Genomic DNA, 23,598 nt, shown 5'->3' with positions numbered 1-23,598 from the left:
GTCTGCAAGGGATACATGGAGCATGAGTCGGGAGTAATGCAGGCTGTCACTGCGACGCGCAGTCAGTGGACTAATGCTCGGGCGCGGAGCGATAAGCTTACGGCGGCTGCGATTGCGTTGCCGCCCCTGCGGCAATTGCTTGCCACCGCCGAATCGTATCCGCGTCTGCGCGCCAACGAGAATTTCCTCCAACTTCAGGAGCAGGTGGTATCGCTGGAAGCGCAGATTGCCGACCGGCGCGAACTTTACAACTCCGCCGTCAGCCTGTTCAACTCGCGCATACAGCTTTTCCCCGATCGCATCGTCGCCGACACGTTCCGTTTCACCGAGCAGCCGTTCTACTCTGCGGAGGAAACGTCAGTTCCCGCGGTCAACACCGCTCAAGGTACGTAGCATCCACCTACAGATTTTGTGTTACTTCACCTTTGCAACCAGCATGAAGTCGCATTATGCTTCGATGTCACCGAAAGGTGTTTGCCCATGGCCCAATATCGCGCACCCCTTATCTCAATCGCTCTTCTGGTCACCCTCGGCGCTTTCGCGCAGGCACCCGGTCAAACGCCAAGTATCCGGGTGCAGACCAATCTCGTTCTGGTGCCGGTGCAGGTTCGCGACCATAACGAACACGTTCCCGGGTTGAAGGAGGGTGCCTTCACGGTGCTGGAGGACGGAAAGCCACAAAAGATAGCTGTATTCGACGAGGTCCGCACCACGACCCAGCGCTTGCAGCAAGCGCCGGTCGGCCCGCACGAGTTTACGAACCAACTGACAGGCAATCCCGAAACCGCTCGTTACACGATCATCGCCATTGATCGCATTAACACTGGCGCCATGGACATGAATCGGGTCCGGCAAGGGTTGACCACCTTTCTTATGCACACGGCCGATACCGGCGAACCGATTCGATTGATCTCCATCGAACTGAACGGCATTCGCATGCTGCAGGATTTCACTACCGACCCGAGGGCGTTGGCGGCGGCCCTGGAGCGCTCGACGAAGGGCGTCGGCAAATCCGAACAGAGCAGCGTCAATCTGGACGAGACTTTACAGGAGCGTGAAAACGTCGTCCTCTCTGAGGCGGCAATGGGTAACCTTTCCGCCGATGAGGTTGCCCGTTACCTCCAGACACTCGACAATACAAAGGACCAGGAACAGAACATGATCGCGTTCCAGGAGCGAAATGCACGCATCAATTCGCTCGAGGCCCTTCAACAGGTGGCACTCTCTCTAACGGGCCTGCCTGGACGCAAGTCCCTGGTGTGGGCCAGTTCCGGATACCCGTTCTCATCTGTCGTACGTCAGGGCCGGTCTGCCGTGCGATATGACTTCAGTCAGATTGGTGAAGCCACTGCGCTGGACGCTTACACAACTCAACTGCTCAGCGCGGCCAATATTGCGATGTACCCGGTGGACGCTCGCGGTCTGGTCAACACGGCGTGGGATGCGATGGACCCCAGCCACAAGTACTCGCCAACGTACGCTGAAAAAAACGCACGGCAAGAAATGAATCAGGACGTTCTCACAACGTTTGAGCGCCTCGCTGCAGGTACCGGGGGAAAGCCGTGCTATAACCGTCCCGAACTCTCTAGCTGTTTCAAGGAAGCCCTGGACGATTCGCGAGATTATTACATGGTGGGCTTCTACGTCGACTCGAAGAACACAAAAGAAGGATGGCATAAGCTGCAGGTCAAGGTCGATGAAAAGGGTGCGAATGTACGCGCCCGCAATGGATTCCTCTTTCCGCTGCCCGACCCATCACAGACTCGCGACTTGGATATGAGCACAGCCGTGCAATCCCTGCTGCTCGACGCAGGGGTCCCATTCAAGGGCCAATGGACGACAACTCAACGTAAAGGGAACAAAATTGCAAACTCTTTCTTCATACAAGTTCTGCCCAGCGCCAACGTGCTGAATGCTGAGCAGAGAAAGTTGAACGTAGAGTTCGCCGCTGTTGCCCGCACGAAAGATGGAGCTGTCGCTGGCCAATTTGCGCAAACAGTCAACCGGACGCTCCCGCCCGAGGCGGTGGACATGATCGAGAAAGGCGGCATCACCTACAGAAACACGCTCGATCTCCCGCCCGGCGAGTACCTGGTGCGCTTCGTCGTTCGCGACAATCTGACGGGCCGTACCGGAGCCGCCAACTCATTTCTGAAGGTGCAGTGATCCACAATCCAAGGGAACCGACACATGATCCGCTATGGAATTGCCGGCTTTGGTCTCCACGCAGTCAAACGTCTCATGCCGGGCTTTACCCAGGCGAACGACTCGCGCGTCGTCGCACTGTCGCGCCGCAACCCTGAAAAAGCGAAGGCGTGCGCGGCGGAATACAAGATCCCTCACGCGTTTCTGAGTACGGTCGAGCTTTGCCAGTGCCCGGAAGTAGACGCCATTCTGGTCGCGTCGCCTGACGCCTTTCATCTTCAAGATGTTCTCATCGCCGCCGAACACAAGAAGCATGTTTTATGTGAGAAGCCAATGGCGATGAACTCCGAGCAGGCCGCGCAGATGGTGATGGCCGCCCGAAACGCCGGCGTGCTCCTCGGAGTCGCTCATTGCTTCCGCTTCGAAAACAGCCTGCACCGCATCCGCGAGCGCGTCAGCACCGGGGAGATTGGAGATGTTGTTTTTGCTCGCGCGGAATTCTCTTATGCCGGGGCCAATCACCCGCGCACATGGCTGACCGACGCTTCCATGGCCGCGGGCGGCCCGGTTGCCGATGTTGGCGTTCACTGTATCGACGCCCTGCGATTTGTCCTTGAAGACGATCCTCTAACGGTTCAGGCGATCGCTCACCACGACAGCATTTCCGGTGCCTTCGAAGCGGCCGCGATCCTCAGTCTCTCATTTGTGCGCGGTGTGCTCGCGACCGTTCTGGTTTCCACCCGTGCCGAGTATCGGACTCCATTCGAAATCGTCGGCACCACGGGCGTATTGCGAGCGGACGACGCTCTCAACGTCGATGATCCGCTGCAGTTGAAACTGATTCGCGGAGGAAAGGTCGTCGATATGGAAGAGTTGTCGAACGACCGGGTCTATGCGCGCCAGGTGGACGCCTTCTCGGCGGCCATCGAAAGGAAAGCACCGTTCCCGGTTTCAGGCGAAGAAGGCGCTCGCAATCAGGCAATCCTCGATGCGGCCTATCGAAGCATTCGCAACGGCCGCACCGAATCGGTCCAGTATCCGTTCTAGTAACGAGTGTCGTAAGCAGATATGGATCTCTTCCCAGGTTTCAACGGAGCGATCGCCCGATGGCCCGATTGGTTAGATTCTTACCGATTCCGACCTGTGCGTTCCGCGGATGATGACTTGGTCGCCGTCTTCGCGCACGTCGCCTATGGCTTCCCACGCCGGGGGAACCTCCGCCGCGAACAGGCGATAATCAACTGTCACGCTGGCTCCGGCATCGAGCGACGTCAGTGTGCGTGTCTCAAACAGGGGACCATCGAAGATCGTTGGCGCCAGTCCGGTCGGAAATGGCGAGGTCCCGAACTCAAGTCCACGCGCCCGCGTCATTCCGTTCCACGGGTTCGTGGTGCGTGCGCGGTTGTCCTCCCACAGCGCCACCCATGGGAAATTCTCTCGTGGGAAGCTGTACCCTGCGCCGATTCGCAACTCGGGATTGAAGACGGCTACGAACGCCCGGTCGCGCGTCATGTCCAGCAAAACTGCCGCCTCGTAACCCCGGCCCTCCTGGTGAAAAGCCTGCCGAAGGTCGCAACTGCCGCCATGGACGCTTGCCGCGACAGGCCAGCGGAACTGCTGGTTCTTCGCGAGCAGATCGTGTCCGTCAAAACTGCGCTCCGAGGTCTGTCCTCGGAAGCCGGGGATGGAAACGATGCTCACCTTGGGAGCGAGCAGGGGCTCGCCGAAGGTCGCGCACTGCACCCATTGAAAGAAGTTTTCCGCCTTGTGCTCATTCGTCACGGTTTCGCGAATTCGCGCGAAGGACTCCCCCGCCCTCAGTTCGATCTCGCGCGCAACGCTCAATCCGCCCGCGGGCAGGCGCACCTCCATCGCCAGCTTGGCCGAACTTCCACCCGAGATCTTCTTCACCTGCCACACGCTTCCGGCGGCTTCTCCGTTGTACGGCAGGCCCTGCTGCGCGCCAGCCTTCGACGGCGGACCATAGTAGCCGAGTGCGAGAGCATGACCGGTAAATCCCGAGAGGAACTTTCCCATGCAGGCAGGCCCGTGTTTTCCGGGATCGGGCGCATCGTGGTAGTTCTGTGGATCGATGGTCGTCCAGGGTGATTCGAACAGGAGGTTGGGGCCGCGTCCGGCGAAACGAAAGGACGCCAGATTCCCGCCACCCGCCAGCACAATCAGTTCGACCTTGTCATTGCTCAGGGCCACGGCTGGACGAGATTTCCAGCGCACTTTCTCTGTCTTGCAACCGCTTTTTCGAGTACTCAGGGGAGGCTCCTTTGTGGTAACAGAGCTGCACTCATTCACAGAAAAACTCTGCGATTATTGGACGAATTGCTATCTAAATTGTAGTTGAGGCTGCAAGGATTTTGTTAAATATGCTGCGGAGCAGCCCTCGCCTGAAATATTACAGCTCCGCAATAGTATCTGCGGCGCGCGGCCCGAGCAGTTCGGTCCATTCGAATTGCAGTTGATCAAATCCAGTCCCCGTGAAATTCCCGGCATCCTCGACCGGCACCACTCCAAAGGCGCGATTCCGCCCGCTATCCTTGGCCCGGTAGAGCGCGCGGTCCGCCATCTTCAGTATCGTCTCATAGCCCACCAGTTCCGGTTTTTCTGTAAACCACGGGAATGGTGCCCAACCCACAGAGCACGTGCGCTGCACCGGTTTGGCAGCTCCGGGCAGATCGTATGGGTCTTCTCCGACCGCATTCAGAACGCGAGCCGCCAGTTGCGTCGCCTCAGAGCGCTCGGCCGCACGCGATAACAGCAGGAATTCCTCTCCACCCCAGCGAATCAGCACGTCCGTCTGACGCATTACTGACTGGATACGGTTGCTGATTTCGACCAGCAGACGGTCTCCCGATGCGTGACCGTAGTCGTCGTTAATTTCCTTGAAGTGATCGATGTCGACCAGGTACAACACCAGGTCGCGATTCCGTCCACCGGTCAACGACAGAGGCGGCGAGTACGCCCGCATAGCCTGGTTAATGTCCGACGTAATAATCAGATCAAAAAATCTCCGGTTCCGAGTTCCGGTCAGTGGATCCGTCAGCGAAGCTTCTTTCAGTTCCTGGTTGGTCCTGGCCAATTCCGTGTTGCGCTGGGCGACAGCGACTTCCAGCCGTAGCCGTTCCCGTTCAAGATGCGTGAGCCTGATCTTCACGAATCCAACCACGCCCAATAGCGTCAGCGCAATCGCAATCAACCGCACATCCCAGCGTTGCCACCACGGACGCAGCACCGTGAAGTTAAACGCCGCGGGCGCACTCGCAACACCCAATCCGGAGCGGCACGAGACCTCGAACGTGTAGTCGCCCGCCGGAAGTGCCGGGTAGCGCGCCTCACGGAGCGTGGTTTCGTTGTATTCGGTTTCCAGGCCCTGCAGTCGGTACGAGCAGCGAACACGGTCGATATCACGGAATGTAAGCGCCGCAAACTGTACCTGCAGCGTGTTCTCCTTGTACCGGACTTCCGGAGTGGAACTCGGTGAGTACTCCTTGTTACCAAGCTGCGCCGAGGTGATGACCACCTTCGGCTTGGTCACTACCTGGCCCGCTTGAGCAGCCGCGTTGTATCGGGCCAAACCGCCGCTGGTACCGAAATACAAGCTCCCGTCTGCGTCGGGATAAAATGCTTCGGCGTCGAGGTCATCCCAGATCAGCCCGTCGGATCGTGTGAAGTGCCGAACGGCCCCGCCGTGCTGAAACATCGTGAGACCAAGTGGGCCGCCGGCCCAGACGTTCCCCGCGTGATCGGCTCCCACGAGATAAACTTCACTGGCCGGAAGTCCATCGGCGGTGCCGAAGTGACGTACTTGCCCCTTGCCGTTAACAAATCGCAGGCGCCAGAGGCCGTATGCTTCGTTATATACAAACCAGACTTCATTCGAGTTGACGATCGTCAGATCGGATACGGCATCGTCCTTGAGCCCGTCTTTGGCTGTGAAAACCTTCCAACTCTGGCCATCGAAGCGCGCAACGCCATTCGCGCCGCCGCACCATAAAACACCTTTTTTGATCTGCAGGTGCATCGTCAGGCCCTGCACTTGCTTTGGAACAGGGATGTCCTCAAACTCATATGGAGCGGTCTCAGACTTGAGCGCCTTCAGATACTGCTTCGATCCCAGCCACAATCTGCCGTCCAAGCCGCGAACCATCGCTGTGGGAGCGGGTTTGGGCATCTGCACCCAAACTGGCCGGAGAGTTGCCGGATCGAAACGAGTAAGCCCGCCGGGCGCGCTTTGGACCCAGATGGCACCGTCATCGGCGATTGCAATCGATCGCACTACGCTGCCGTTCAATCCCGTTTCGGCGTTCCACGTGCGCCACGCCTTTTTGGCCGGATCCCACATGGCCACGCCGTTATTCGTTCCCACCCAGAGGCGCTTCTGAAGGTCCCGGCGCACCGCCCAGATCACGTTGTCGGGTAAACCTTCTGCTTCCGTCCAACCCTTCCAAGATTCGGTTCCTTGCCAGCGCACCACTCCGGCGCCTGCCAATCCAAGCCAATAGGCGCCTTCCTGGTCTTCTGCCACCGCGTATACGGCGTTGACCGGCATACCGCGACTTCGATCAATCGCCTGCCAGTGCCCATCTTCACGACGATAAATTCCGGCTACCGTTGGTACGACGAGATTGCCGAGATGATCTACCGCGGGAACACCGTAATCGTTTGCAGCGGGAATATTCTCGTCATCACGCACGAGTTGCCGAACGGCTCCGTCGTAACGCCATATCCCTTTGCCAGTCCGCACCCAGAGAATTCCGTCCCCATCCTGAACCAGGGCTATGATGGATTCCCCGTCGAGTTTGCTCTCTGGCGTAAGCCATGTCGCAGTTCCCGCTCGCAGCGTCCCGAGACGCCCACCACCGGCGAACCATATTTTCCCGTCGGCAGAAACGTAGACCGCTCCGATTGGTACTCGCGCACCGCCCTTGATCCTGATCTCCTCCCAACGTGCGGCACCCGGCTGCAACCGGAACAACCCCATCGTTGTCGCCCAGTAAACGTTTCCGGACCTGTCGACGGCGACGTACTGGTATCCCGGATCAACTGCCGTGCCTTCGATCTTCGGCAGCTTTTCGAAACCATTACCGTCGCAAACAGCAATGCCTTTGCGCGTTCCGACCACGAGCCGGTTGTTCGGCCCGACTACAACTTCGTCGATGATCGTGCTCGGGAGCCCCTGCTCAATGCTGTACTTCGTCGCGCGGCGACCGTCATAGCGCATCAACCCGCTCTGCGTGCCGATCCACATGAACCCCTGCCCGTCCTGCGCAATGGAAGTGACAGTGAGCGTTGCCAGTCCAACGTCCTCTCCGAGTCGCTGGAATACGAAGCGCGGTTTATCGGGGATGGAGAGCTGCTGCGCCTGCGAGATGCTTGCAACGGCGAGAACGGCCGCGATTATGGCAGGGCGAGCTCTCAAGAGGTAACTTCCCTATGTCGGGGGACGAGGTCCGTCTGGTACGGACATTGATATTATCGTGGAGAATGGCTCAGGAACGAACATGACCTCGGTTTCGACTTATTACTTCAGTACCCAGAATCCCCAAATGAAATCAGGTCTATTCCTCTACTAGGAAGTTGCTTAGCGTGGCCTTATGCTTCTCCGGTTTACCAGCCCGCTTGGGACTGCTCTCTTCTCGGCGGGTTGGGGGAGGCGTTCCCACCTGCTTTCGGGCGGCTGACTTCACCGCCTTCACTACATCGAACCCCTTCTTCTTGCGTTTCTTCGCCATCGTCCCCGTTCCCCGAATTTCCCATTTTAACTTTGATAATACTTATTAAAAAAGAATCCTTACTGGGCGCATCGCATCAAAACCAATGAATGCAACAGGCTCCTCAGAAAACCGAATTCCGGGAACTGTGCCGCCGGCATGGTCTGGCCGTCACTCATCAGCGCGCCGTGATTTACCAGTCGCTGATGTCGGCGCCCGGCCACCCCAGTCCGGAGGAGGTCTACGCGGTCGTTTGCAAGCAGATACCGAGTATCTCGCTGGCGACCGTCTACAAGACCCTGCACACTTTCGTTGAAAGCGGTGTTCTGCGAGAACTCAGCCTGCATCACGGTTCGCTCCGCGTTGACCCCGTGACCGAACCACATCCTCACCTCGTCTGCACGAAATGCAAAGCAGTTTTCGATCTCGACGAAGGTGCACTCGAAGCGCCGCACATAATCGGCAAAATCCCTAAAGGTTTTCGGGTTCAGGGCATCAGCGTGGAACTCCACGGAGTCTGCGAAAGATGCTCCAGATCCGCTTCGAAGCAATAGATAAGCAAATAACTCAAACAGGAGAATGCAATGCTAGGTGTAGGAGAACAGTTCCCTGACTTCAAACTGACCGCAACCGTCAGCCTGAAAAAGGGAGAAGAATTCAAAGAAATCACGAACCTGGATTATCCCGGCAAGTGGAAAGTTTACTTCTTCTGGCCCAAGGACTTCACCTTCGTCTGCCCGACAGAAATCGCGGCATTCGGAAAGCTGAACAAGGAATTTGCCGATCGCGACGCGCAGATTCTTGGCGGCTCCATCGACTCCGAGTTCGTGCACCACGCCTGGCGCACCCACCACGGGGACCTGAAGGATCTGCCGTTCCCGATGCTCGCTGACATTAAGCGCGACCTCACCGGCCAGCTCGGCATCCTCGATCCGGAGGCCGGTGTGGCCCAGCGCGCCACTTACATCGTCGATCCCGATGGTGTCATCCGTTTTGCCTATGTGACCGACCTCTCCGTGGGCCGCAATCCGCAGGAAGTCCTGCGCGTGCTCGACGCCCTCCAGACCGACGAACTCTGCCCCTGCAACTGGCAGAAGGGCGAAGAAACCCTCACCGTCTAAGAGGGTACGAGTTTGAGACTCGAGGTACGAGGTAGAAATCTCGTACCTCGTACCTCGTACCTAAGACCTCCGGAAAGCAGGACTCATGGACACACTCATCGACTCTCTTCCCGATTACGCCAAAGACCTGAAGCTGAACTACTCGTCTTTGGTCCGACAGGACGCGATTCTCACCGACGCTCAGCGTTGGGGAACAGTTGTCGCCTGCGCCATCGCTTCCGGAAACCAGCGCCTGATAGCCGCCGCCGTTGCCGAAACCTCGTCGCGCGTTCCCGCCGCCGTACTTGAAGCCGCGAAAGCAGCCGCGGCAATCATGGGCATGAACAATGTTTACTATCGATACCTGCACTCGGTTTCCAACGAGAAGTACCGCACGATTCCGGCTCGCCTGCGGATGAACGTCCTGCGCACTCATGGCGCCGAACACGCCGATTTCGAACTGTGGTGCGTCGCAGTCTCAGCCATTCATAACTGCGAGGCCTGCATGGATTCTCACGAAAAAGCAGTGCGTGAAAAAGGCCTGAGCGAGGAGCAGATCCTCCAGGCTATCCGCGTTGCGTCCATTATCCATGCAATCAGCGAGGTGCTCACCGCCGAAGAGGCCCTGACCGGCCTTCACCAGAACGCGCTTGCGCAACCCTAATCTACGACTTATTTTGAACTCGCAGCCCCATTCAGGCGCTTCGTTTAGCTCGAATGGGGTTTCCCTTTGTTCGGTTTACCCGATTTTCGATTCTTCTGTTGCTCTCCCCATTTACGGTCTTCTGTTGCTTTCATTACCTTCGTACGATGTCCACTTTCCCAATCTCCTTTCGTAATATTGTCCACTTGTACACGCGCGCCTATGCTCACTGGGCATGATGGCTCGAATTAAACAGCCGCCCTCCCCCAACCGGATCCACCCCCGGATCGCTTCACGGCATTCCGCCCTGCCCTCCCCCAACTGGAGCAATTGACCATGAGTGCGATTCCCGCATGGCACCAGGTGTGCCGCCGAGCTTTCACCCGCGTTCGATTCGTAACCGCTGTTCACATCGAGAGCGGCGGACGTTCGTTGGAAGGCGCGAGCGTCAATGTCAGCCTTGGCGGCATGCTGATCGCGAGCAAAAATCATCCCTTCCGCCCGCTCGATCGCGTTTTGCTGACATTTGAAGTCGAGAAGGGTTTCTTCGCCGAACTCCCCGCACAGGTCATTCACGCACGCAAAGGAGAGTATTTCGGCGTTCGCTGGCTTGACCTGCCGATGGAATACGCGCAAATACTCACCCGCCGAACCACAGTTCCTGCAATCTCCCAGCGTCGCTCGCAGCGGCTCGCCCAACGCTTCTTCCTCGAACTCAAATGGCAGGACAACTTGCACGAGCGCATCGAGCCCGCTGAAACGGTCCTGATCAGCAAGCACGGCTGCCTCTTGCTCACGCGCTCCGATATTCCGGTCGGCAACCACGTCCAGCTATCGTGGCGCGAAAAGAACCTGAGCTCAGCCGCCCGGGTTGCCTACTCCGAACCATCCCTCGACGGCGACCTCAACAAGATCGCGTTGGAATTCGAAACCGCGAACGAACTCTGGGGCCAAACCTTCAGCGAGTAGCTCTTACGTGCATTCGCATAATCACGAGCCCTCACCAGAGAAAACCCTCTATACCCATGCTGTGTGCTCGCTTCCAACGTGACCTTTTCCTCCTGCTTCCGTCTAAGGAAAGACCCCGTTTCCGAAGCTGCCTTGGGGCAAGCTGCTGGTACATCGCGAGGAGCGCGTGGAAGACAAGACACACTGTTTCGGTTTGTCTGCGTCACGACTTTCCTCAATCGCCATTCTCATTCTTGTTTTGCTTCCTGCTATTTGTCATGGTCAGGACAGCATCGAGTCTGCGGCCCACCTTCGCCTCAGTTCCATAGACATCCCCCGCATTGAACGTGCCCCTGCCCTCGAGGACTTTGCCGGAATGCAGCCGTCCTCCGATCTCGCGCGTAAGATGACAAGAATCACTGCTTTTATCCAGCGCAGCCCAACAGACGGCAGGGCCGCATCGGAGCGAACGGAGGCGTTCGTCGGCTATACACCCAAGAATCTCTATGTCATCTTCCTTTGCTTCGACCGAGAGCCTTCCAAGATCCGGGCGCATATGAACCGACGCGAGGACATCCAGGAAGATGATCAGGCGGGTTTCATGATCGACTCCTTCTACGATCACCGCCACGCCTACACCTTCTACGTAAATCCCGTCGGCGTGCAGCAGGATGCAGCCTGGACCGAGGGCAACGACAATATCGATTTTTCCTTCGATACAGTCTGGAACTCCTCCGCCCATCTGACCAAGCAAGGCTACGTCGCATGGTTCGAGATTCCATTCAAGTCACTTCGCTTTCCGCACACCGCCGAACAGCGTTGGGGGATACTGTTCGAGCGCGATATTCCGCGAAACAATGAGGCATCGTTCTTTCCCGCGATCAGCAGCACCCAACAGGGATTCCTGACCCAGGAAATTGCCGCCACTGGCATGAAAGAGATTTCGCCCGGACGCAACATCCAACTGAATCCCTACGGCTCATTCACCAGCTTTCATTCGCTCGACACGCGCAACCCTGACCAGGCGACATATTCCAACCGCCTTGCCCAGATGCGCACCGGACTCGACGCCAAGTTCGTTCTCAAAGACTCCCTCGTGCTCGATACAACCATCAATCCCGACTTCGCGCAGGTCGAGTCTGACGAACCGCAGACCACCATCAACCAGCGGTTCGAGGTGTTCTTTCCGGAGAAACGGCCTTTCTTCCAGGAAAATGCCGGCTACTTCGATACCCCGGTCAACCTTGTTTTCACCCGCCGTATCGCCGATCCGACCTATGGGATAAGGCTTAGCGGGAAGGTTGATAAGTGGAGCATCGGTTCGCTCTTTGCGGACGACCGACTGCCCGGCAAATCGGTCATCCAATCCGATCCGCTCAGCGGCCATCGCGCATACTACGGAATTCTCCGCGTCAGTCGCGATCTCTGGAAGGATTCCAACATCGGCGTCATCTATACCGATCGTGAACTGAAAACGGTGCCAACGACTTCCTGCACGGATGATCTCTGCCTGGTCGGCTTCAACCGCGTCGGTGGCGTCGACGGTAAGCTCCGCTTCAACAAGAATTGGATTACGACCTTCCAGGCTTTGGCGAGTTCCACCAAGTTCAACGACGGCTCTCGCAGCGCAGGGCCTTCTTACCAGGCATACGTCGAGCGCAGCTCGCACGCGCTTGAGTTCAACTCTCTTTACATCGATACCGCACCTGGGTTTGAGACCCTCACCGGCTTTTATCGTCGCCCTGACATTCGCGCCTCCAACAATCTCGTCGGTTACAAGTTCTATTCCAAGAACAAGAACGGCAAACTCGTTTGGCACGGTCCTACGCTGTCCACCATCAACAACTGGGATCATTCCGGAACGCGCCTGGAATATTTCGAGAACATCAACTATCGCTGGGTATTCAAAGCCCAGACCGTTCTAGGAATCTACGAAAACTTTGGTCACGAGCGCCTCCGGCCAATCGATTACGATACGCTCGTCCAGAATCAGGACTATGCGCATCACCAGCTTGGATTCTTCCTGGGCACAGCTATTTCCAAACTCTGGACCTTTAACGCCGAATTCAATTGGGGTCAGGACACCAATTACTCGCCTCGCATGGGACCGCCAGTCATCGGAAATTCCAGCTTCGGCCAGGCCAGTCTCAACATTCGCCCACTGCGCGGCCTCAGCATCAGCAATACGTACCTGCTCAGCCGGCTTCGAGACAAAGTAACTGGTCAGAATATCTTCAATTCCCACATCGTTCGCTCCAAATGGAACTACCAATTCACCAGCGCGTTCTCTCTGCGTTTTATCGGCCAGTACAACGCCGTGCTCTCTAACCCGGCACTAACTACGCTGCAGAACACGAAAAACTTCAACGCCGATGTCCTGTTCACCTATCTCGTCCACCCTGGAACGGCCGTCTACGTCGGGTATAACAGCAACCTCGAAAACCTCGATCCATCGCTAGCCAATACCCCGGACGGCCTCCTGCGCACTCGCAGCCGCTTCATCAACGACGGCCGCCAGATCTTCGTGAAAGTTTCCTACCTGTTTCGTTATTGATTCGAGGAGATCAGAACGCCACGGTTGCGTCTTCAGAGCGCGAAAAAGGTTTTCTTGTGTCCCCAACTCATTTCATTTCCAATCAGCAGCACCATCGGCCCGTCGGTGGATGTGATCAGCAGACGCAATCCTGACTGCTGCACGGTTGGAAAGATGAACACCGTGGTATAGGACTGGCCGGGAATCAACGGTTGTTCCAAAGGGGTACCCTGAATCTCCATTGGCGCCCAGACGCGTCCGGCGGAGTCGACCAGCACTACTCTTCTCGGATTCGGCGTGAGTGGCGCATTTTGCGGGCGTTGTGCCGAGATTGTTTTTTCGTCGAACCACGTTCGCACCGTCACTGCAAGCTTTTGCCGCGGTCCGGCCCCAACCCACTGCACATTGGAAACCGAATAGGCGAGATGACAATCCATCTCGCAGAAGTACTTCTCTTCGCCTCTCGGCAAAATCTGCTCGCGACTGAAAATCGAGAAACCAGCCAGCAGGAGAAAATAGAGCCCTGCGCCTGCCAGCAGCGCAGCGAATGTCTTCCTGGCCCAGATCTTCCGGCGCGCGAACCCATATAGGCTCGTAAGCACGAGGACGCCCGCCAGCATACCCGACGCGAGGAACGCCATCACCTGCAGCACTGCGGGGAAATTACCGTCTGTATGCATTCGAAATATCCAAACTACTTTACCTTACAAAGCAACGTGGCAAGGCAGCCCGGAAGATGCGGCCTTCTTCCAGCCTTTTTGACTCATGCTGACTGCTGATTACTGGTTGCTAGGGATTCCGCGTCCCCCGAATGATGCCTTCCATCTGCTCCAGGTATTTCTCCAGCGCTTTCCTGCCGGTCGTCGTCAGCGAATACTCCGTTCGAGGAATTCGTCCCTGGAACGATTTGCTGCACTCGACATACCCAGCGTCCTCCAACTTGCGCGCGTGCACACTGAGATTCCCGTCGGTGGAATTGAGAAGCCGTTTCAGATCTGCAAAGCTCAACGTGTCATTCACCGCCAGGGCACTTACGATGCCCAATCGCAAGCGCTCGTGAATAACCTGATCGAGTTGCGGCGCGACCTCTGCCGGGGGAGCATATCGCTGCAGCCGCCGCCCCGGAGAGTCGACCATCGATGCCCGCTTCTCTTTCCGTTCCGCCATCTACCCCCCGTGCTTCCTGGCGATGTACCACCCAAATCCCAAGTGCAGCCCGCCGAACCCGATCGCCATCGCCGGATTCATCAGGAAAGGCGCGTTGGCCACCAGCACCAGTGCCCCCAATGCCAGGAACGCCGCGCCCATCACGGGAATCGGGGGAACCGAATGCGCACCCGCCGCCATCAGCGCGGTTCCGTAAAGAAGGAGCCATATCCCGGGAATGAACGTTGCCAAGCGAAACTGGTAGTTGTTCATGAACAACGCCAGTGTTAAAACCGCACCCGCGAAGATTGGCGGCGTCAACGCTACCAACATCCGGCGCCCCGGGCCAGACCACAGCGGCAGTCCCAGCCGGTTCGCCTTGCGATACCCCGCGGTTACCGCTATCGCCGCTGCGAGGGCGGCCTCGGCGATCCAAATGAACATCCACCGGCTCATCCAATGGCTGTAAGGCGCGGCGATAACGCTGGTGATCAGCGCCGTCCCGCCCACCAGCATGATCCCTCGCCCGGGCAGGGCTGTGAATTGCGCGCTCCGCTGCATGGTCTCGCGGATCAATTCCAGGCTCTCAAGCGCCGAGCTATCCGGAAGGGGTTGCGACAGCGAACGTTTTCGCCATCCGCGTTCTGTTCGACATGGACGCTGTTCCGGCACGTCCCTTACTCTGGCGCAGCCCGTCCATGATTGTCAAGTACTTTTCAATACAAAGCACGAAACCAAAGAAAAGGGCGCTCTCTCGAGCGCCTTGCCCGAAGTTATCCTCTCGGAGTTCGGAAGCTGCCCTTGAAACGATCTCTTCCGCTACGAGTTTCGATCTCGTAATGATAGGTCCTGCCCGGCTGTAGGTTATTCAGCCGCACGTGGTGATCGCGAGTTCCTCCCGGCTCGTACGCGTGCTGGCCAGGATTCACCGGATTCATACCGTAGCGAACACGAGTGGCCGCTTCCTTGTTGGTCTGCCACACCAGTTCCGCCGAGTTGGGCGTCAGGTTCCGGATTATCGGACCGCTGACAATGTTAACCGCGTCACGGATGTCGCTCGCCCGCTCCTGGGCGTTCTCTTCCGCCCGCGCTCGCGGATTCCTATTCTGGTTCTGGTCGTACTGATGGTTCTGGTCATACTGGTGGTTCTGGTCGTACTGATGGTTTTGGTCATACTGGTGGTTCTGGTCGTCCTGGCGGTTCTGGTCGTACTGGTGGTTCTGGTTGTACTGCGGGGTTTGATACTGCGCCACTGCCGGCGCGGCTGTCAGGCAAGCGGCAGCAGTTAAAACCATCCATATCCTCATGGCACTCGCTCCTTTGGTCAGTTTCCCGCGAAGTATGCGCTTTTTATGCGATGCCACTTAAGGCTGCTGAGATAACCGGAAGTGCCATCACACACCGAGTCACACGAGGAACAGCTTCGTCCAGGATTTCTCTCTACCTAAATTTGGTAACCAAATTCCATTTCACCCATCCAATGCCTGTTTAGAATGTTCGCGGAGACTCCCTTGCTGAAAAGACTTGGCAACTTCCTCGTCGAGACCACGGACGACTCGCTGGGCCGCGCCATGTTGGTTTATGCAATCGCAATTATTGCAGGAGCGATCGCGTTTGCCGCCGATGCCACGATCGAACATTTCGCACCGCGCTACGCGAGTGAGTTGCTGGCCGCCGTCATCGGAGTCGCCTTCGGCATCATCACCTTGGTCGAGGTGCAGGCGGTGCAGCAGCGCCGGCAGAAAGTCTTCGAGGATCTGCGCGTTGTCGCTTCGCTGAACCACAACGTCCGAAACGCGCTGCAGAGCATCCAGTACGCAGCCCACCTCTCCGCACCTTCCGAGCACCTGCAAATTATCAATGAAAGCGTCCACCGCATTGACGAAACTCTTCGCGAGCTATTCCCCGCTATCGACGTGGAGCCGCCCGCAAATCGGATCGCTCTCTGAGCCCGGATCTCTTGGCTATACCGATAACTTTTTAGTGCATGCTTCGAAGCGGGGGCAAGGAACGTACTGTCACCTTGGAGTTCGCCCCTCAATTGAGGTACTCGCGACACCACCGGCCTCGTAACTGGTTGGTTCTTAAGCCGGATTAAGTGACTTAAGTTTTAAGGATTGCAGCAAAAAAGGTGCACAAACTACGCCCGGAGGTGTATGGTGTGGCTCGAATAAAGACGGTAGTCTGGGCCTTTAGTTACCATAGCAGCTGAGAAGTCGAATGCTCACCAGTAAATTGCGCGCCGGCGTCCTCCATATTCTCACTCCCTACGGAGTCCGTTGCATTCGTCTAACCTTCAAAGAGCGACTGCTGCTCATCTGGACTTTTCGCCATTTCCATGTTCTTCCCGATCGCGTTCTCAGCGAACGCGCCAAAAGGCTTGTGAACGATCTGCTGAACAGCGATCGCCCGTTCGAACGCTGCGCACGCACTCATCCCGACGACAACGGCCTCATCATCGGGACCGTCGATCAGATGGACGAACGCCGTCCTCCGAAGCGCGAACTGGATTGGGAAAACTCGTCGGTCCGAGCTCCGCACCGCAGCTGAATGCCTTATTGCGCTGGTCGCTTCTGCAACCCATGCGAACGGACAGCCCCGCTCGGGCGCAAATAAAGATCCTGCGCGGTCTTGTAGTTCAGCTCTGTTTCCGCTGGCAATCCCTTCTTCTTTCCCGTGAGTACCTGAGCGCCCGCGCCACCGGCGCCGCCTACGAGCGCTCCGATTGCGGCACCCTTGCCGCCACCCATCAGTGCGCCAAGCACTGCGCCAACCGCGGCTCCGCCACCGACGTACTTTCCGGTTCGCTTATTCATTCCCAAGCCGCTCGATGACGAGGACTGGTTCGAACCCGACGCGCTCAACAGGTAACGGCGTCCATTCACCGTAACCGTGCGCAAGTCCAGCAACATGTCCTTGCCATTCTCGGTCGGAGTCGCAACCAGGGTAGCTCTGGAGCCGCGCGGAATGGCAACCGCACCGCTCTTGTCCATCACGTCTTCGCTCACGTCGGCCGTGTAGACCTGTCCCGAAACCGGCTTCGCCGGAACGGCGGTGTCGGTTCTTACCTTAATGTTTGTCCCTTGCGGGATAACCCTCGACTGAGCGAACGCAGCGCACGCGAGAATACAAACAAACATCGGCAGAAATAGCTTGTGCTTCATACCTTTCTCCTCCGGAGAACTCGGCTGAATCTGCAGCCACAACGAATCCTCTCGCTTCAGTCCTACCGGATGCAGAAATTCATGGGCAGGGTGTCCAGACTTGCTCGTGCCCGACTTCGAGCTATTTCGAGCTATAATGTTACTTCCGTTACCGTGCCTCGGCCGGGCGCGAGTAGTTGTCCTGCGTTGACAATTCGCGCCAAGTTCCGGTAACCTTTAGTCTTTACGCTGTCCTGCGGTTGCCCGCCTGACGGTCCACGCTCTAGTTGTGCTTTTTGAGCGCCCTGGTTTCCCCTGGATACAGACACTTCGTACGTCTGAGTTCGGGACCCCTTGTGACCGAGCGGTCTTCTGAGCGGTTTCTTTAAATTTTGGGAGATTTTGCAATGAGCACCTATTTCCCCAAGGGGGAAATCGCGCGCAAATGGTTCATCGTGGACGCTGACGGCCAGACTCTGGGCCGCCTCGCTTCGCGGGTCGCGCGCATTCTTTCCGGCAAGAACAATCCCCGCTATACGCCCTTCATGGATACCGGCGATCACGTCATCGTTATCAACGCCGCCAAAGTGAAGCTCACCGGGCTGAAGTCTGAGTCCAAGGTTTACCGCCACTACACCGGATTCCCCGGCGGCCTGCGGGAAGAAGAGTTCACCAAGCGCATGGAGCGCCGTCCGGAGCAGGTTCTGGAAGATGCCATCAAGGGCATGCTGCCGAAGAACAAGCTCGGCCGTGCCATGGGCAGCAAATTGAAAGTTTATCGCGACGATAAGCATCCTCACACCGCGCAGAAGCCGGTCGTGGCCGCAGTCGCCGCCAAGCGAGCATAAGGATTACGAGAGCCAATGGCTGAACAGGTTCAATACTACGGAACGGGACGCCGCAAGTCGGCGACAGCCCGTGTTTTCCTTCGTCCCGGCAACGGCGAATTCACCGTCAACGGCAAGCCCTTCGATCAGTATTTTGTGACCGATGCGCAGCGGATCATGGCGAAGTCTGCCCTGGTGCTGACCGAGACCGCAGGCAACTTCAACGTCGTCGTCAATTGCGATGGCGGCGGAGTGGCTTCGCAGGCCGGCGCGGTGCGCATGGGCATGGCTCGCGCTCTCCAGGAATTCAACCCTGAACTGCGCGCCAAGCTCAAGGCGGAAGGCTTCCTCGCCCGCGACGCGCGACAGAAGGAACGCAAGAAGTACGGACAGAAGGGCGCGCGCAAGCGCTTCCAGTTCTCGAAGCGTTAATCGCCTCTGTCTGATGTAGGCCCAGCCGCCCTCGGCTGGGCGACTTTAAAGTTTGTCGCCGAGTTCAACCGGTTCCGGGAATTCGGCGACGGAGTCTCAAGAAACCGGAGCCAAATCTTCCCGCACCCGCTCACACGGGGCGGGCTACGGGAATGAATCCCGAGCGATCCGGGCCCTGATGGGTTCCGCCGCGGAGGATGCAATCCAACAAAGGAGGATCAGTGGCTAACATCACCATGAAAGAGCTGCTCGAAGCAGGCGTCCACTTCGGGCACCAGACGAAGCGCTGGAATCCGAAGATGAAGGAATACATCTTCGGCGAGCGCAACGGAATCTACATCATCGACCTGCAGAAGACGCTCAAGCTGTTCAAGGATGCGTCCAAGTTCGTCACTGAACTGTGCGCGGGAGGCAAGACGATTCTCTTCGTCGGCACCAAGCGCCAGGCGCAGGACGCCGTGGCTGAAGAGGCCAACCGTGCTGGAATGCCCTACATCAACCAGCGCTGGCTCGGCGGTCTGCTCACCAACTGGGTGACGGTGCAGAAGTCGGTGAAGCGCCTTCAGGAATTGGATGATATGGCCACGGATGGCCGCTACGAACTGCTGACCAAGAAGGAAGTCATTCGCCTCGAGCGGGAGCGCAAGCACCTGCAGGCGAACCTGGCCGGCATCAAGACCATGAAGCGCCTGCCCGACGCCCTGTTCATCGTCGACTCGAACAACGAGGCGATTGCCGTCAAGGAAGCCCGCAAGCTCGGCATCCCCGTCGTGGCGGTGGTGGACACCAACTGCGACCCCACGGTCGTTGACTACGTGATTCCCGGCAACGACGACGCCCTGCGCGCCATTCGCCTCTTCACCTCCAAGATTGCCGACTCGGCAGCCGAGGGCGTGAACCTGGTGGGCGACAAGGCCTTTGCCGAGGAGCTGCCCGTTCCCGTGGAAGAGATCGTGGCCGTTGAGGCTGCCTCTGCCGAGGAAGTGGACCTGGAAGCAGCCCTGGGCGGCGGCATCCGCAAGGCCCCGGCCGTTGCGGCCCTGGATGAAGCTGAAGCGGTTGAAGGCGGCTTTTAACCTTTCCTGCGCACAGCCGTGCGCACACCAAGAACAGCGTGGCCGCGCATGCAGACTGCCACGCTTTTCTTTTGCCGGGAACCATCCGGCATGATAGATGCGAAGACTGGAAAAAGAGAGATGACGACAGTGAGCGAAAAGATTGATGCCAAACTGGTAAAGGATCTTCGTGAGAAGTCCGGCGCGCCCATGGGCGACTGCCTCAAGGCTCTCCAGGAGACCAAGGGAAACATCGAGGACGCGTTCGTCGTGCTGCGTAAGCGCGGCATGGCCTCTGCGCAGAAAAAGGCCGCCCGCTCCACCAATGAGGGCGCCGTGGGCACCTACATCCACGCCGGCGGCAAAATCGGCGTGCTCATCGAGGTCAACTGCGAGAGCGATTTCGTCGCCCGCACGGAAGACTTCCAGGAACTGCTCAAGGATATCGCCATGCACATCGCGGCCAGCGATCCGCGCTACGTCAAGCCTGAGGACGTGACCCCCGAGGACATGGAGCGCGAGAAGGAAATCTACCGCGCCCAGGCTGCCGCCACCGGCAAGCCCGCACCGGTCATCGAGAAGATCGTGGAAGGCAAGATGGCCAAGTTCTACGAGGAGGTCTGTCTCCTGGAGCAGCCTTTCATCAAGGAGCAGTCCATCAGCATCAAGGAACTCATCGCGCAGAAGGTCGGCAAGCTCGGCGAAAACATCACCATCCGCCGCTTCGCCCGCTTCAAGGTCGGCGCCCCCGACTGGACCGTCGCCCAGACCAAGGCCGTCGAAGCCGCCGGCGAATAACCTCCGGCAATCCACTGCATACAATCAAAGGCCCGGGGCATCCGCTCCGGGCCTTTTCAGTTCACGCAATCCGCAGCTCAATCCCTCAGCTCTCTTCCTGCAGCGCATCCGTCAGCTCAGCGCCTGCAACCTGCTGCCTCGTCGCCACGGAATCAAACCGCGCCAGCAGGATTCCCGCCAGTACGCACGTCGCAATCCCGATCGAGGCGTCCGTCACAAGTGTGCCCGCGATGCCAGCGAAGGAGTAAGCGTGCCCATCGGCTAGAGCCATGTATGTGACTGGAACATTCGTGGCAGAGGTGAGAAAGGCAAACGTTGTCGCGGCCAGCGGATTGTTGGTCCCGATGGCCTCAAACACAATTCCAATCTGGATGGAGAATGCGACGGCCTGGAACAGGTACTCACCAAAGAGGGCCAGCGCATAGGTCCATGTCAGGTGTGGCAGCAGAATCAGGCTGAGCGTGAACAGGCTGCCCAGAATGCCGTTCGCCAGATAGAAGAAGCGCAGCGGCAGCCGTCTGGCGATGGGCGGAAAGACAAAGCAGCCCAGGATGCCCGGGATGAAGGCTCCTACTCCTCCGGCCAGGCTCACCGCCCGCGCGGATGCATGAAAGTCGTTCCCGAGGCCGCCAAGCAGGTTGGGCATTACAAACGAGCTGCACGGCGAGAGGAACAGCAGTAGCACAACCACCACTTCCCGGCGGCGCAGCAGCGCCAGAACCTCGCGATTGAACTGGCCGAAGCTTTCGGCTGCAAGGCGCCTGTCCGGCCCAGGGGCGGGGATGAAGAGAAAGGCCGTTGCCGGAAGAAAGACGATTGCTCCCATCAGCATTGCCGCGAGCCAAACCGGCAGATGGCGAAACAGTTCTCCGCCCAGCACAGACACCACGCCGGTGCCGCTGACCAGCCCGATGTTCATCCACTTGCTCAGCGTATTTCTGTCCTGCTCGGGAGTGACGTTCGAGAGCCAGCCCCCGAGGGCGCCGCCAGAGAGTGCGGCTGTCGCAACAGCCACGACCATCGCTACCTCCAGCACCACAAGATGATGCAGGCTGAGGAACGCAACTGTGGTTGAGATGCCCGCCAGGGCCGCCCAAAATGTGGCGTACCAGCGCCGGCTGAAGCGCACATCCAGCATGGGGCTGAACGCCACCGCCCAAAAGTTGGGAGATATGGCTAGCGCCGTCATAACAGCAATGCGCGCCTCCGGCACGTGCTCGTCCGACATCAACTGGGGCAGCACGAAGAAAGCGATGCCTGTAATGAATCCCAGCGTGGCGTTGGACAGACCCATCACCCACACGGGCGGATTGCGGCGGCTGGACTCCACGTTGGCCTCCGGGGAAGTCCCCTCATCCTATCGCTTCGGTTACCCGTTGCCTACTTAAATCCTGGAGCAGGCGACCGTCAGCTGCTGCTTCGTCATTCCTCGCAACTTGTCCACCTTCAACGTCGTCCAAAGCGGCCCCGCAGACCCGTGCCCACCGAATTCGCTTCGTGCTACCATATGGGCCATTGGCGTGCTCGGTCGCTGCGATCTTCCTTGAGCGTTCGCCGCACGTCAAAGGAGGTGGGCATGAAAGCGTCCACTCTACCCGTCGCAAGCACCTTCCTCGCGTTTCTTTCTCTCGCAGCGCCGATTCCGGCCCAATCCGTTCAAGCGCCCCTGGCGCCCGTCTCAGAGGCCTCCGCCGCGCAGGCTCCCGCGCAAGCCCCCGCAGCTCACTCCAAGGTGCGCATCGTCCGCCTCAGTGAGGTCAAAGGAGCCGTGCAGGTCGACCGCGCCATCGGCCGCGGTTTCGAGCCCGCCATGGCCAATCTCCCCATCGTCGAAAACAGCAAGGTCGAAACCGGTATGGGCGTCGCCGAAATCGAGTTCGAGGACAACTCCACGCTGCGCCTTGGCCCCAACACGGCCTTGGAATTCCCCCGCCTCGAACGGGATACCGCCGGTTCAACGCTCTCCACGGTCCACGTGGCCAAAGGCACCGTCTACGTCAGCCTCATGAAGTCCCGCGCCGACCAATTCACGCTCGTCTTTGGGAACCGCAGCGTCGTCTTGCCGCCCGCCTCGCACATCCGCCTCCAAATGGACCAGCAGCAGGCGCAGCTCGCTTCTCTGGGCGGCCCACTTCGCATTGGCGATTCCTCGTCCGCCCTCGACGTCCCCAAAAAGAAAACACTCACCTTCAATCTCGCCCAGCAGACCACACCGGCCATCTCCAAAGGCGTCGCCTATCAGGGCATCCTCGACGACTGGGACAAGCGCAACATGGACTACCACGCCCGCGCGGCCGCCTTCAGCGGTGTCGGCACGCCGTATTCGTACGGCGTCAATGACATGGCCTACTACGGCAGCTTTGTCGATGCTCCCGGCTGCGGCATGATGTGGCGGCCCTACTTCGCCAGCGCGGCATGGGACCCCTACTCCAACGGCGCGTGGGCCTATTACTCCACCGGATACAGCTGGGTCTCGCCCTATCCCTGGGGATGGATGCCCTATCACTACGGCAGTTGGTCGATGTGTTCTGGCATGGGCTGGGGATGGCAGCCGGGCGGCTACTGGAACGGGCTCAATAACGGAACCGCAACCGCCCTGCAGTACGGCGGGGGCGGCTCTGGCACAGGACGAACCGGACCTCCGCTGCGTCCCATCCATCCGCCGCACCTCGGTCAGCCTACCATCGTCCCCGTCAACAGCAAGCCGCTCGTGCACTCGGGAATCGCTTCGGCCTCCTCCTTTCAGTTCCGCCGGGATTCGGCCGGCCTCGGCATCCCTCGCGAAACTCTCGGCAACCTGCACAAGTTCTCCCAGCGCGCAGACTCGCGCGGCGTCTCCAGCACACATATCTACATTTCCGCGCCGGCAACCATGTCCGGTCCTGCCCGTGGAGGCACAAACAGCGGCTTCGTTTCAGGGGCGACCATGCATCGCGGCTACGCGCCGTCGCTCTCCAATTCCATGCAGCCCGGATTTTCCATGCAGCCCGGATTCGCAGGCAGGGCTGGCGGAGGCGCTCCGGCAAGTTCCTCGGCACCTTCGTTCTCCATGCCTTCCTCCGGCTCGCATGTTTCGGCACCAAGCGGGGGCAGTCACCGCTA

General features: G+C 58.5%; 24 protein-coding genes. 15 read left to right on the top strand and 9 right to left on the bottom strand.

Going from position 1 to position 23,598, the window contains the following annotated elements:
* The 3 genes from ROO76_02390 to ROO76_02380 form a co-directional block, all read left to right on the top strand.
* Positions 1-393: LemA family protein (locus ROO76_02390; protein ID MDT8066995.1), on the top strand; the 393-nt coding region annotated here is incomplete at its 5' end.
* 87 nt (positions 394-480) lie between these two features.
* The gene (locus ROO76_02385) at positions 481-2,166 is read left to right on the top strand and encodes a VWA domain-containing protein (GenBank protein MDT8066994.1); all 1,686 of its coding nucleotides are present in this window, start codon (positions 481-483) and stop codon (positions 2,164-2,166) included.
* 24 nt (positions 2,167-2,190) lie between these two features.
* Positions 2,191-3,192, top strand: a complete 1,002-nt coding sequence (locus ROO76_02380) for a Gfo/Idh/MocA family oxidoreductase (GenBank protein ID MDT8066993.1) — start codon at positions 2,191-2,193, stop codon at positions 3,190-3,192.
* A 72-nt stretch (positions 3,193-3,264) separates the two neighbouring features.
* Here the strand turns inward: ROO76_02380 and ROO76_02375 are convergent, their stop codons facing one another.
* From ROO76_02375 to ROO76_02365, 3 genes are all read right to left on the bottom strand, one after another.
* On the bottom strand, positions 3,265-4,356 hold the full coding sequence (locus ROO76_02375) for a hypothetical protein (GenBank protein ID MDT8066992.1): 1,092 nt from the start codon (positions 4,354-4,356) through the stop codon (positions 3,265-3,267).
* A 199-nt stretch (positions 4,357-4,555) separates the two neighbouring features.
* Positions 4,556-7,579 carry a diguanylate cyclase gene (locus ROO76_02370; protein ID MDT8066991.1) on the bottom strand — a complete coding sequence of 1,008 codons (3,024 nt, stop codon included), beginning with the start codon at positions 7,577-7,579 and terminating at the stop codon, positions 4,556-4,558.
* 139 nt (positions 7,580-7,718) lie between these two features.
* Positions 7,719-7,892, bottom strand: coding sequence for a hypothetical protein (locus ROO76_02365; protein ID MDT8066990.1), 174 nt, complete (start codon positions 7,890-7,892; stop codon positions 7,719-7,721).
* An 89-nt stretch (positions 7,893-7,981) separates the two neighbouring features.
* Between ROO76_02365 and ROO76_02360 the strand changes: the two genes are divergently transcribed.
* From ROO76_02360 to ROO76_02340, 5 genes are all read left to right on the top strand, one after another.
* A complete protein-coding gene (locus tag ROO76_02360; GenBank protein MDT8066989.1) occupies positions 7,982-8,425 on the top strand; it encodes a Fur family transcriptional regulator in 444 nt (147 codons plus the stop codon).
* 30 nt (positions 8,426-8,455) lie between these two features.
* Positions 8,456-8,992 (top strand): peroxiredoxin, encoded by a 537-nt coding sequence (locus tag ROO76_02355; protein ID MDT8066988.1) that lies wholly within the window; start codon positions 8,456-8,458, stop codon positions 8,990-8,992.
* 85 nt (positions 8,993-9,077) lie between these two features.
* Positions 9,078-9,635, top strand: a complete 558-nt coding sequence (locus tag ROO76_02350) for a carboxymuconolactone decarboxylase family protein (GenBank protein ID MDT8066987.1) — start codon at positions 9,078-9,080, stop codon at positions 9,633-9,635.
* 315 nt (positions 9,636-9,950) lie between these two features.
* Positions 9,951-10,583, top strand: coding sequence for a PilZ domain-containing protein (locus ROO76_02345; GenBank protein ID MDT8066986.1), 633 nt, complete (start codon positions 9,951-9,953; stop codon positions 10,581-10,583).
* Between the two features lie 385 nt (positions 10,584-10,968).
* Positions 10,969-13,116, top strand: a complete 2,148-nt coding sequence (locus ROO76_02340; protein ID MDT8066985.1) for a DUF5916 domain-containing protein — start codon at positions 10,969-10,971, stop codon at positions 13,114-13,116.
* A 32-nt stretch (positions 13,117-13,148) separates the two neighbouring features.
* Here ROO76_02340 and ROO76_02335 read toward each other — a convergent pair whose 3' ends face one another.
* The 4 genes from ROO76_02335 to ROO76_02320 form a co-directional block, all read right to left on the bottom strand.
* The gene (locus tag ROO76_02335) at positions 13,149-13,775 is read right to left on the bottom strand and encodes a hypothetical protein (protein ID MDT8066984.1); all 627 of its coding nucleotides are present in this window, start codon (positions 13,773-13,775) and stop codon (positions 13,149-13,151) included.
* 109 nt (positions 13,776-13,884) lie between these two features.
* Positions 13,885-14,262, bottom strand: a complete 378-nt coding sequence (locus ROO76_02330) for a transcriptional regulator (GenBank protein ID MDT8066983.1) — start codon at positions 14,260-14,262, stop codon at positions 13,885-13,887.
* Positions 14,263-14,817, bottom strand: coding sequence for a hypothetical protein (locus tag ROO76_02325; GenBank protein MDT8066982.1), 555 nt, complete (start codon positions 14,815-14,817; stop codon positions 14,263-14,265).
* Positions 14,818-15,014: 197 nt separating this feature from the next.
* Positions 15,015-15,536, bottom strand: coding sequence for a fibronectin type III domain-containing protein (locus tag ROO76_02320; protein MDT8066981.1), 522 nt, complete (start codon positions 15,534-15,536; stop codon positions 15,015-15,017).
* A gap of 216 nt (positions 15,537-15,752) precedes the next feature.
* On the opposite strand from ROO76_02320, the gene ROO76_02315 reads away from it, so the two are divergent.
* Both ROO76_02315 and ROO76_02310 read left to right on the top strand, forming a co-directional pair.
* Complete coding sequence (locus tag ROO76_02315; GenBank protein ID MDT8066980.1) at positions 15,753-16,190, top strand: hypothetical protein; 438 nt, start codon at positions 15,753-15,755, stop codon at positions 16,188-16,190.
* A 271-nt stretch (positions 16,191-16,461) separates the two neighbouring features.
* Positions 16,462-16,791: a hypothetical protein gene (locus ROO76_02310; protein ID MDT8066979.1), complete on the top strand. Its 330-nt coding sequence runs from the start codon at positions 16,462-16,464 to the stop codon at positions 16,789-16,791.
* A 5-nt stretch (positions 16,792-16,796) separates the two neighbouring features.
* On the opposite strand, the gene ROO76_02305 is transcribed toward ROO76_02310, so the two are convergent.
* On the bottom strand, positions 16,797-17,405 hold the full coding sequence (locus ROO76_02305; GenBank protein ID MDT8066978.1) for a hypothetical protein: 609 nt from the start codon (positions 17,403-17,405) through the stop codon (positions 16,797-16,799).
* 386 nt (positions 17,406-17,791) lie between these two features.
* On the opposite strand from ROO76_02305, the gene rplM reads away from it, so the two are divergent.
* From rplM to ROO76_02285, 4 genes are all read left to right on the top strand, one after another.
* On the top strand, positions 17,792-18,232 hold the full coding sequence (rplM, locus tag ROO76_02300) for a 50S ribosomal protein L13 (protein ID MDT8066977.1): 441 nt from the start codon (positions 17,792-17,794) through the stop codon (positions 18,230-18,232).
* Between the two features lie 15 nt (positions 18,233-18,247).
* Complete coding sequence (rpsI, locus tag ROO76_02295) at positions 18,248-18,643, top strand: 30S ribosomal protein S9 (GenBank protein ID MDT8066976.1); 396 nt, start codon at positions 18,248-18,250, stop codon at positions 18,641-18,643.
* Between the two features lie 221 nt (positions 18,644-18,864).
* Entirely contained in the window at positions 18,865-19,719 is an 855-nt protein-coding gene (rpsB, locus tag ROO76_02290; GenBank protein ID MDT8066975.1) for a 30S ribosomal protein S2, read from the top strand.
* 120 nt (positions 19,720-19,839) lie between these two features.
* Positions 19,840-20,496 carry a translation elongation factor Ts gene (locus ROO76_02285; GenBank protein ID MDT8066974.1) on the top strand — a complete coding sequence of 219 codons (657 nt, stop codon included), beginning with the start codon at positions 19,840-19,842 and terminating at the stop codon, positions 20,494-20,496.
* Positions 20,497-20,581: 85 nt separating this feature from the next.
* On the opposite strand, the gene ROO76_02280 is transcribed toward ROO76_02285, so the two are convergent.
* A complete protein-coding gene (locus tag ROO76_02280) occupies positions 20,582-21,826 on the bottom strand; it encodes an MFS transporter (protein ID MDT8066973.1) in 1,245 nt (414 codons plus the stop codon).
* Between the two features lie 246 nt (positions 21,827-22,072).
* Here ROO76_02280 and ROO76_02275 point away from each other — a divergent pair.
* Positions 22,073-23,598: FecR domain-containing protein (locus ROO76_02275; GenBank protein ID MDT8066972.1), on the top strand; the 1,526-nt coding region annotated here is incomplete at its 3' end.

The sequence above is a fragment of the Terriglobia bacterium genome (assembly GCA_032252755.1).
GTDB lineage: Bacteria > Acidobacteriota > Terriglobia > Terriglobales > Acidobacteriaceae > JAVUPY01.
Note: the sequence above shows the minus strand (reverse complement) of the source record. Positions and strands in the feature narration are given on the sequence as shown.

Excerpts from the sequence above, each read along its gene's own strand:
- ROO76_02360 (MDT8066989.1), top strand. The coding sequence starts at position 7,982 with ATGCAACAGGCTCCTCAGAAAACCGAATTCCGGGAACTGTGCCGCCGG.
- ROO76_02285 (MDT8066974.1), top strand. The coding sequence starts at position 19,840 with ATGACGACAGTGAGCGAAAAGATTGATGCCAAACTGGTAAAGGATCTT.
- rpsI (MDT8066976.1), top strand. The coding sequence starts at position 18,248 with ATGGCTGAACAGGTTCAATACTACGGAACGGGACGCCGCAAGTCGGCG.
- ROO76_02310 (MDT8066979.1), top strand. The coding sequence starts at position 16,462 with ATGCTCACCAGTAAATTGCGCGCCGGCGTCCTCCATATTCTCACTCCC.
- ROO76_02330 (MDT8066983.1), bottom strand. The coding sequence starts at position 14,262 with ATGGCGGAACGGAAAGAGAAGCGGGCATCGATGGTCGACTCTCCGGGG.
- ROO76_02335 (MDT8066984.1), bottom strand. The coding sequence starts at position 13,775 with ATGCATACAGACGGTAATTTCCCCGCAGTGCTGCAGGTGATGGCGTTC.
- ROO76_02365 (MDT8066990.1), bottom strand. The coding sequence starts at position 7,892 with ATGGCGAAGAAACGCAAGAAGAAGGGGTTCGATGTAGTGAAGGCGGTG.
- ROO76_02340 (MDT8066985.1), top strand. The coding sequence starts at position 10,969 with ATGACAAGAATCACTGCTTTTATCCAGCGCAGCCCAACAGACGGCAGG.
- ROO76_02320 (MDT8066981.1), bottom strand. The coding sequence starts at position 15,536 with ATGGTTTTAACTGCTGCCGCTTGCCTGACAGCCGCGCCGGCAGTGGCG.
- ROO76_02345 (MDT8066986.1), top strand. The coding sequence starts at position 9,951 with ATGAGTGCGATTCCCGCATGGCACCAGGTGTGCCGCCGAGCTTTCACC.
- rplM (MDT8066977.1), top strand. The coding sequence starts at position 17,792 with ATGAGCACCTATTTCCCCAAGGGGGAAATCGCGCGCAAATGGTTCATC.
- ROO76_02380 (MDT8066993.1), top strand. The coding sequence starts at position 2,191 with ATGATCCGCTATGGAATTGCCGGCTTTGGTCTCCACGCAGTCAAACGT.
- ROO76_02350 (MDT8066987.1), top strand. The coding sequence starts at position 9,078 with ATGGACACACTCATCGACTCTCTTCCCGATTACGCCAAAGACCTGAAG.
- ROO76_02355 (MDT8066988.1), top strand. The coding sequence starts at position 8,456 with ATGCTAGGTGTAGGAGAACAGTTCCCTGACTTCAAACTGACCGCAACC.
- ROO76_02305 (MDT8066978.1), bottom strand. The coding sequence starts at position 17,405 with ATGAAGCACAAGCTATTTCTGCCGATGTTTGTTTGTATTCTCGCGTGC.
- ROO76_02385 (MDT8066994.1), top strand. The coding sequence starts at position 481 with ATGGCCCAATATCGCGCACCCCTTATCTCAATCGCTCTTCTGGTCACC.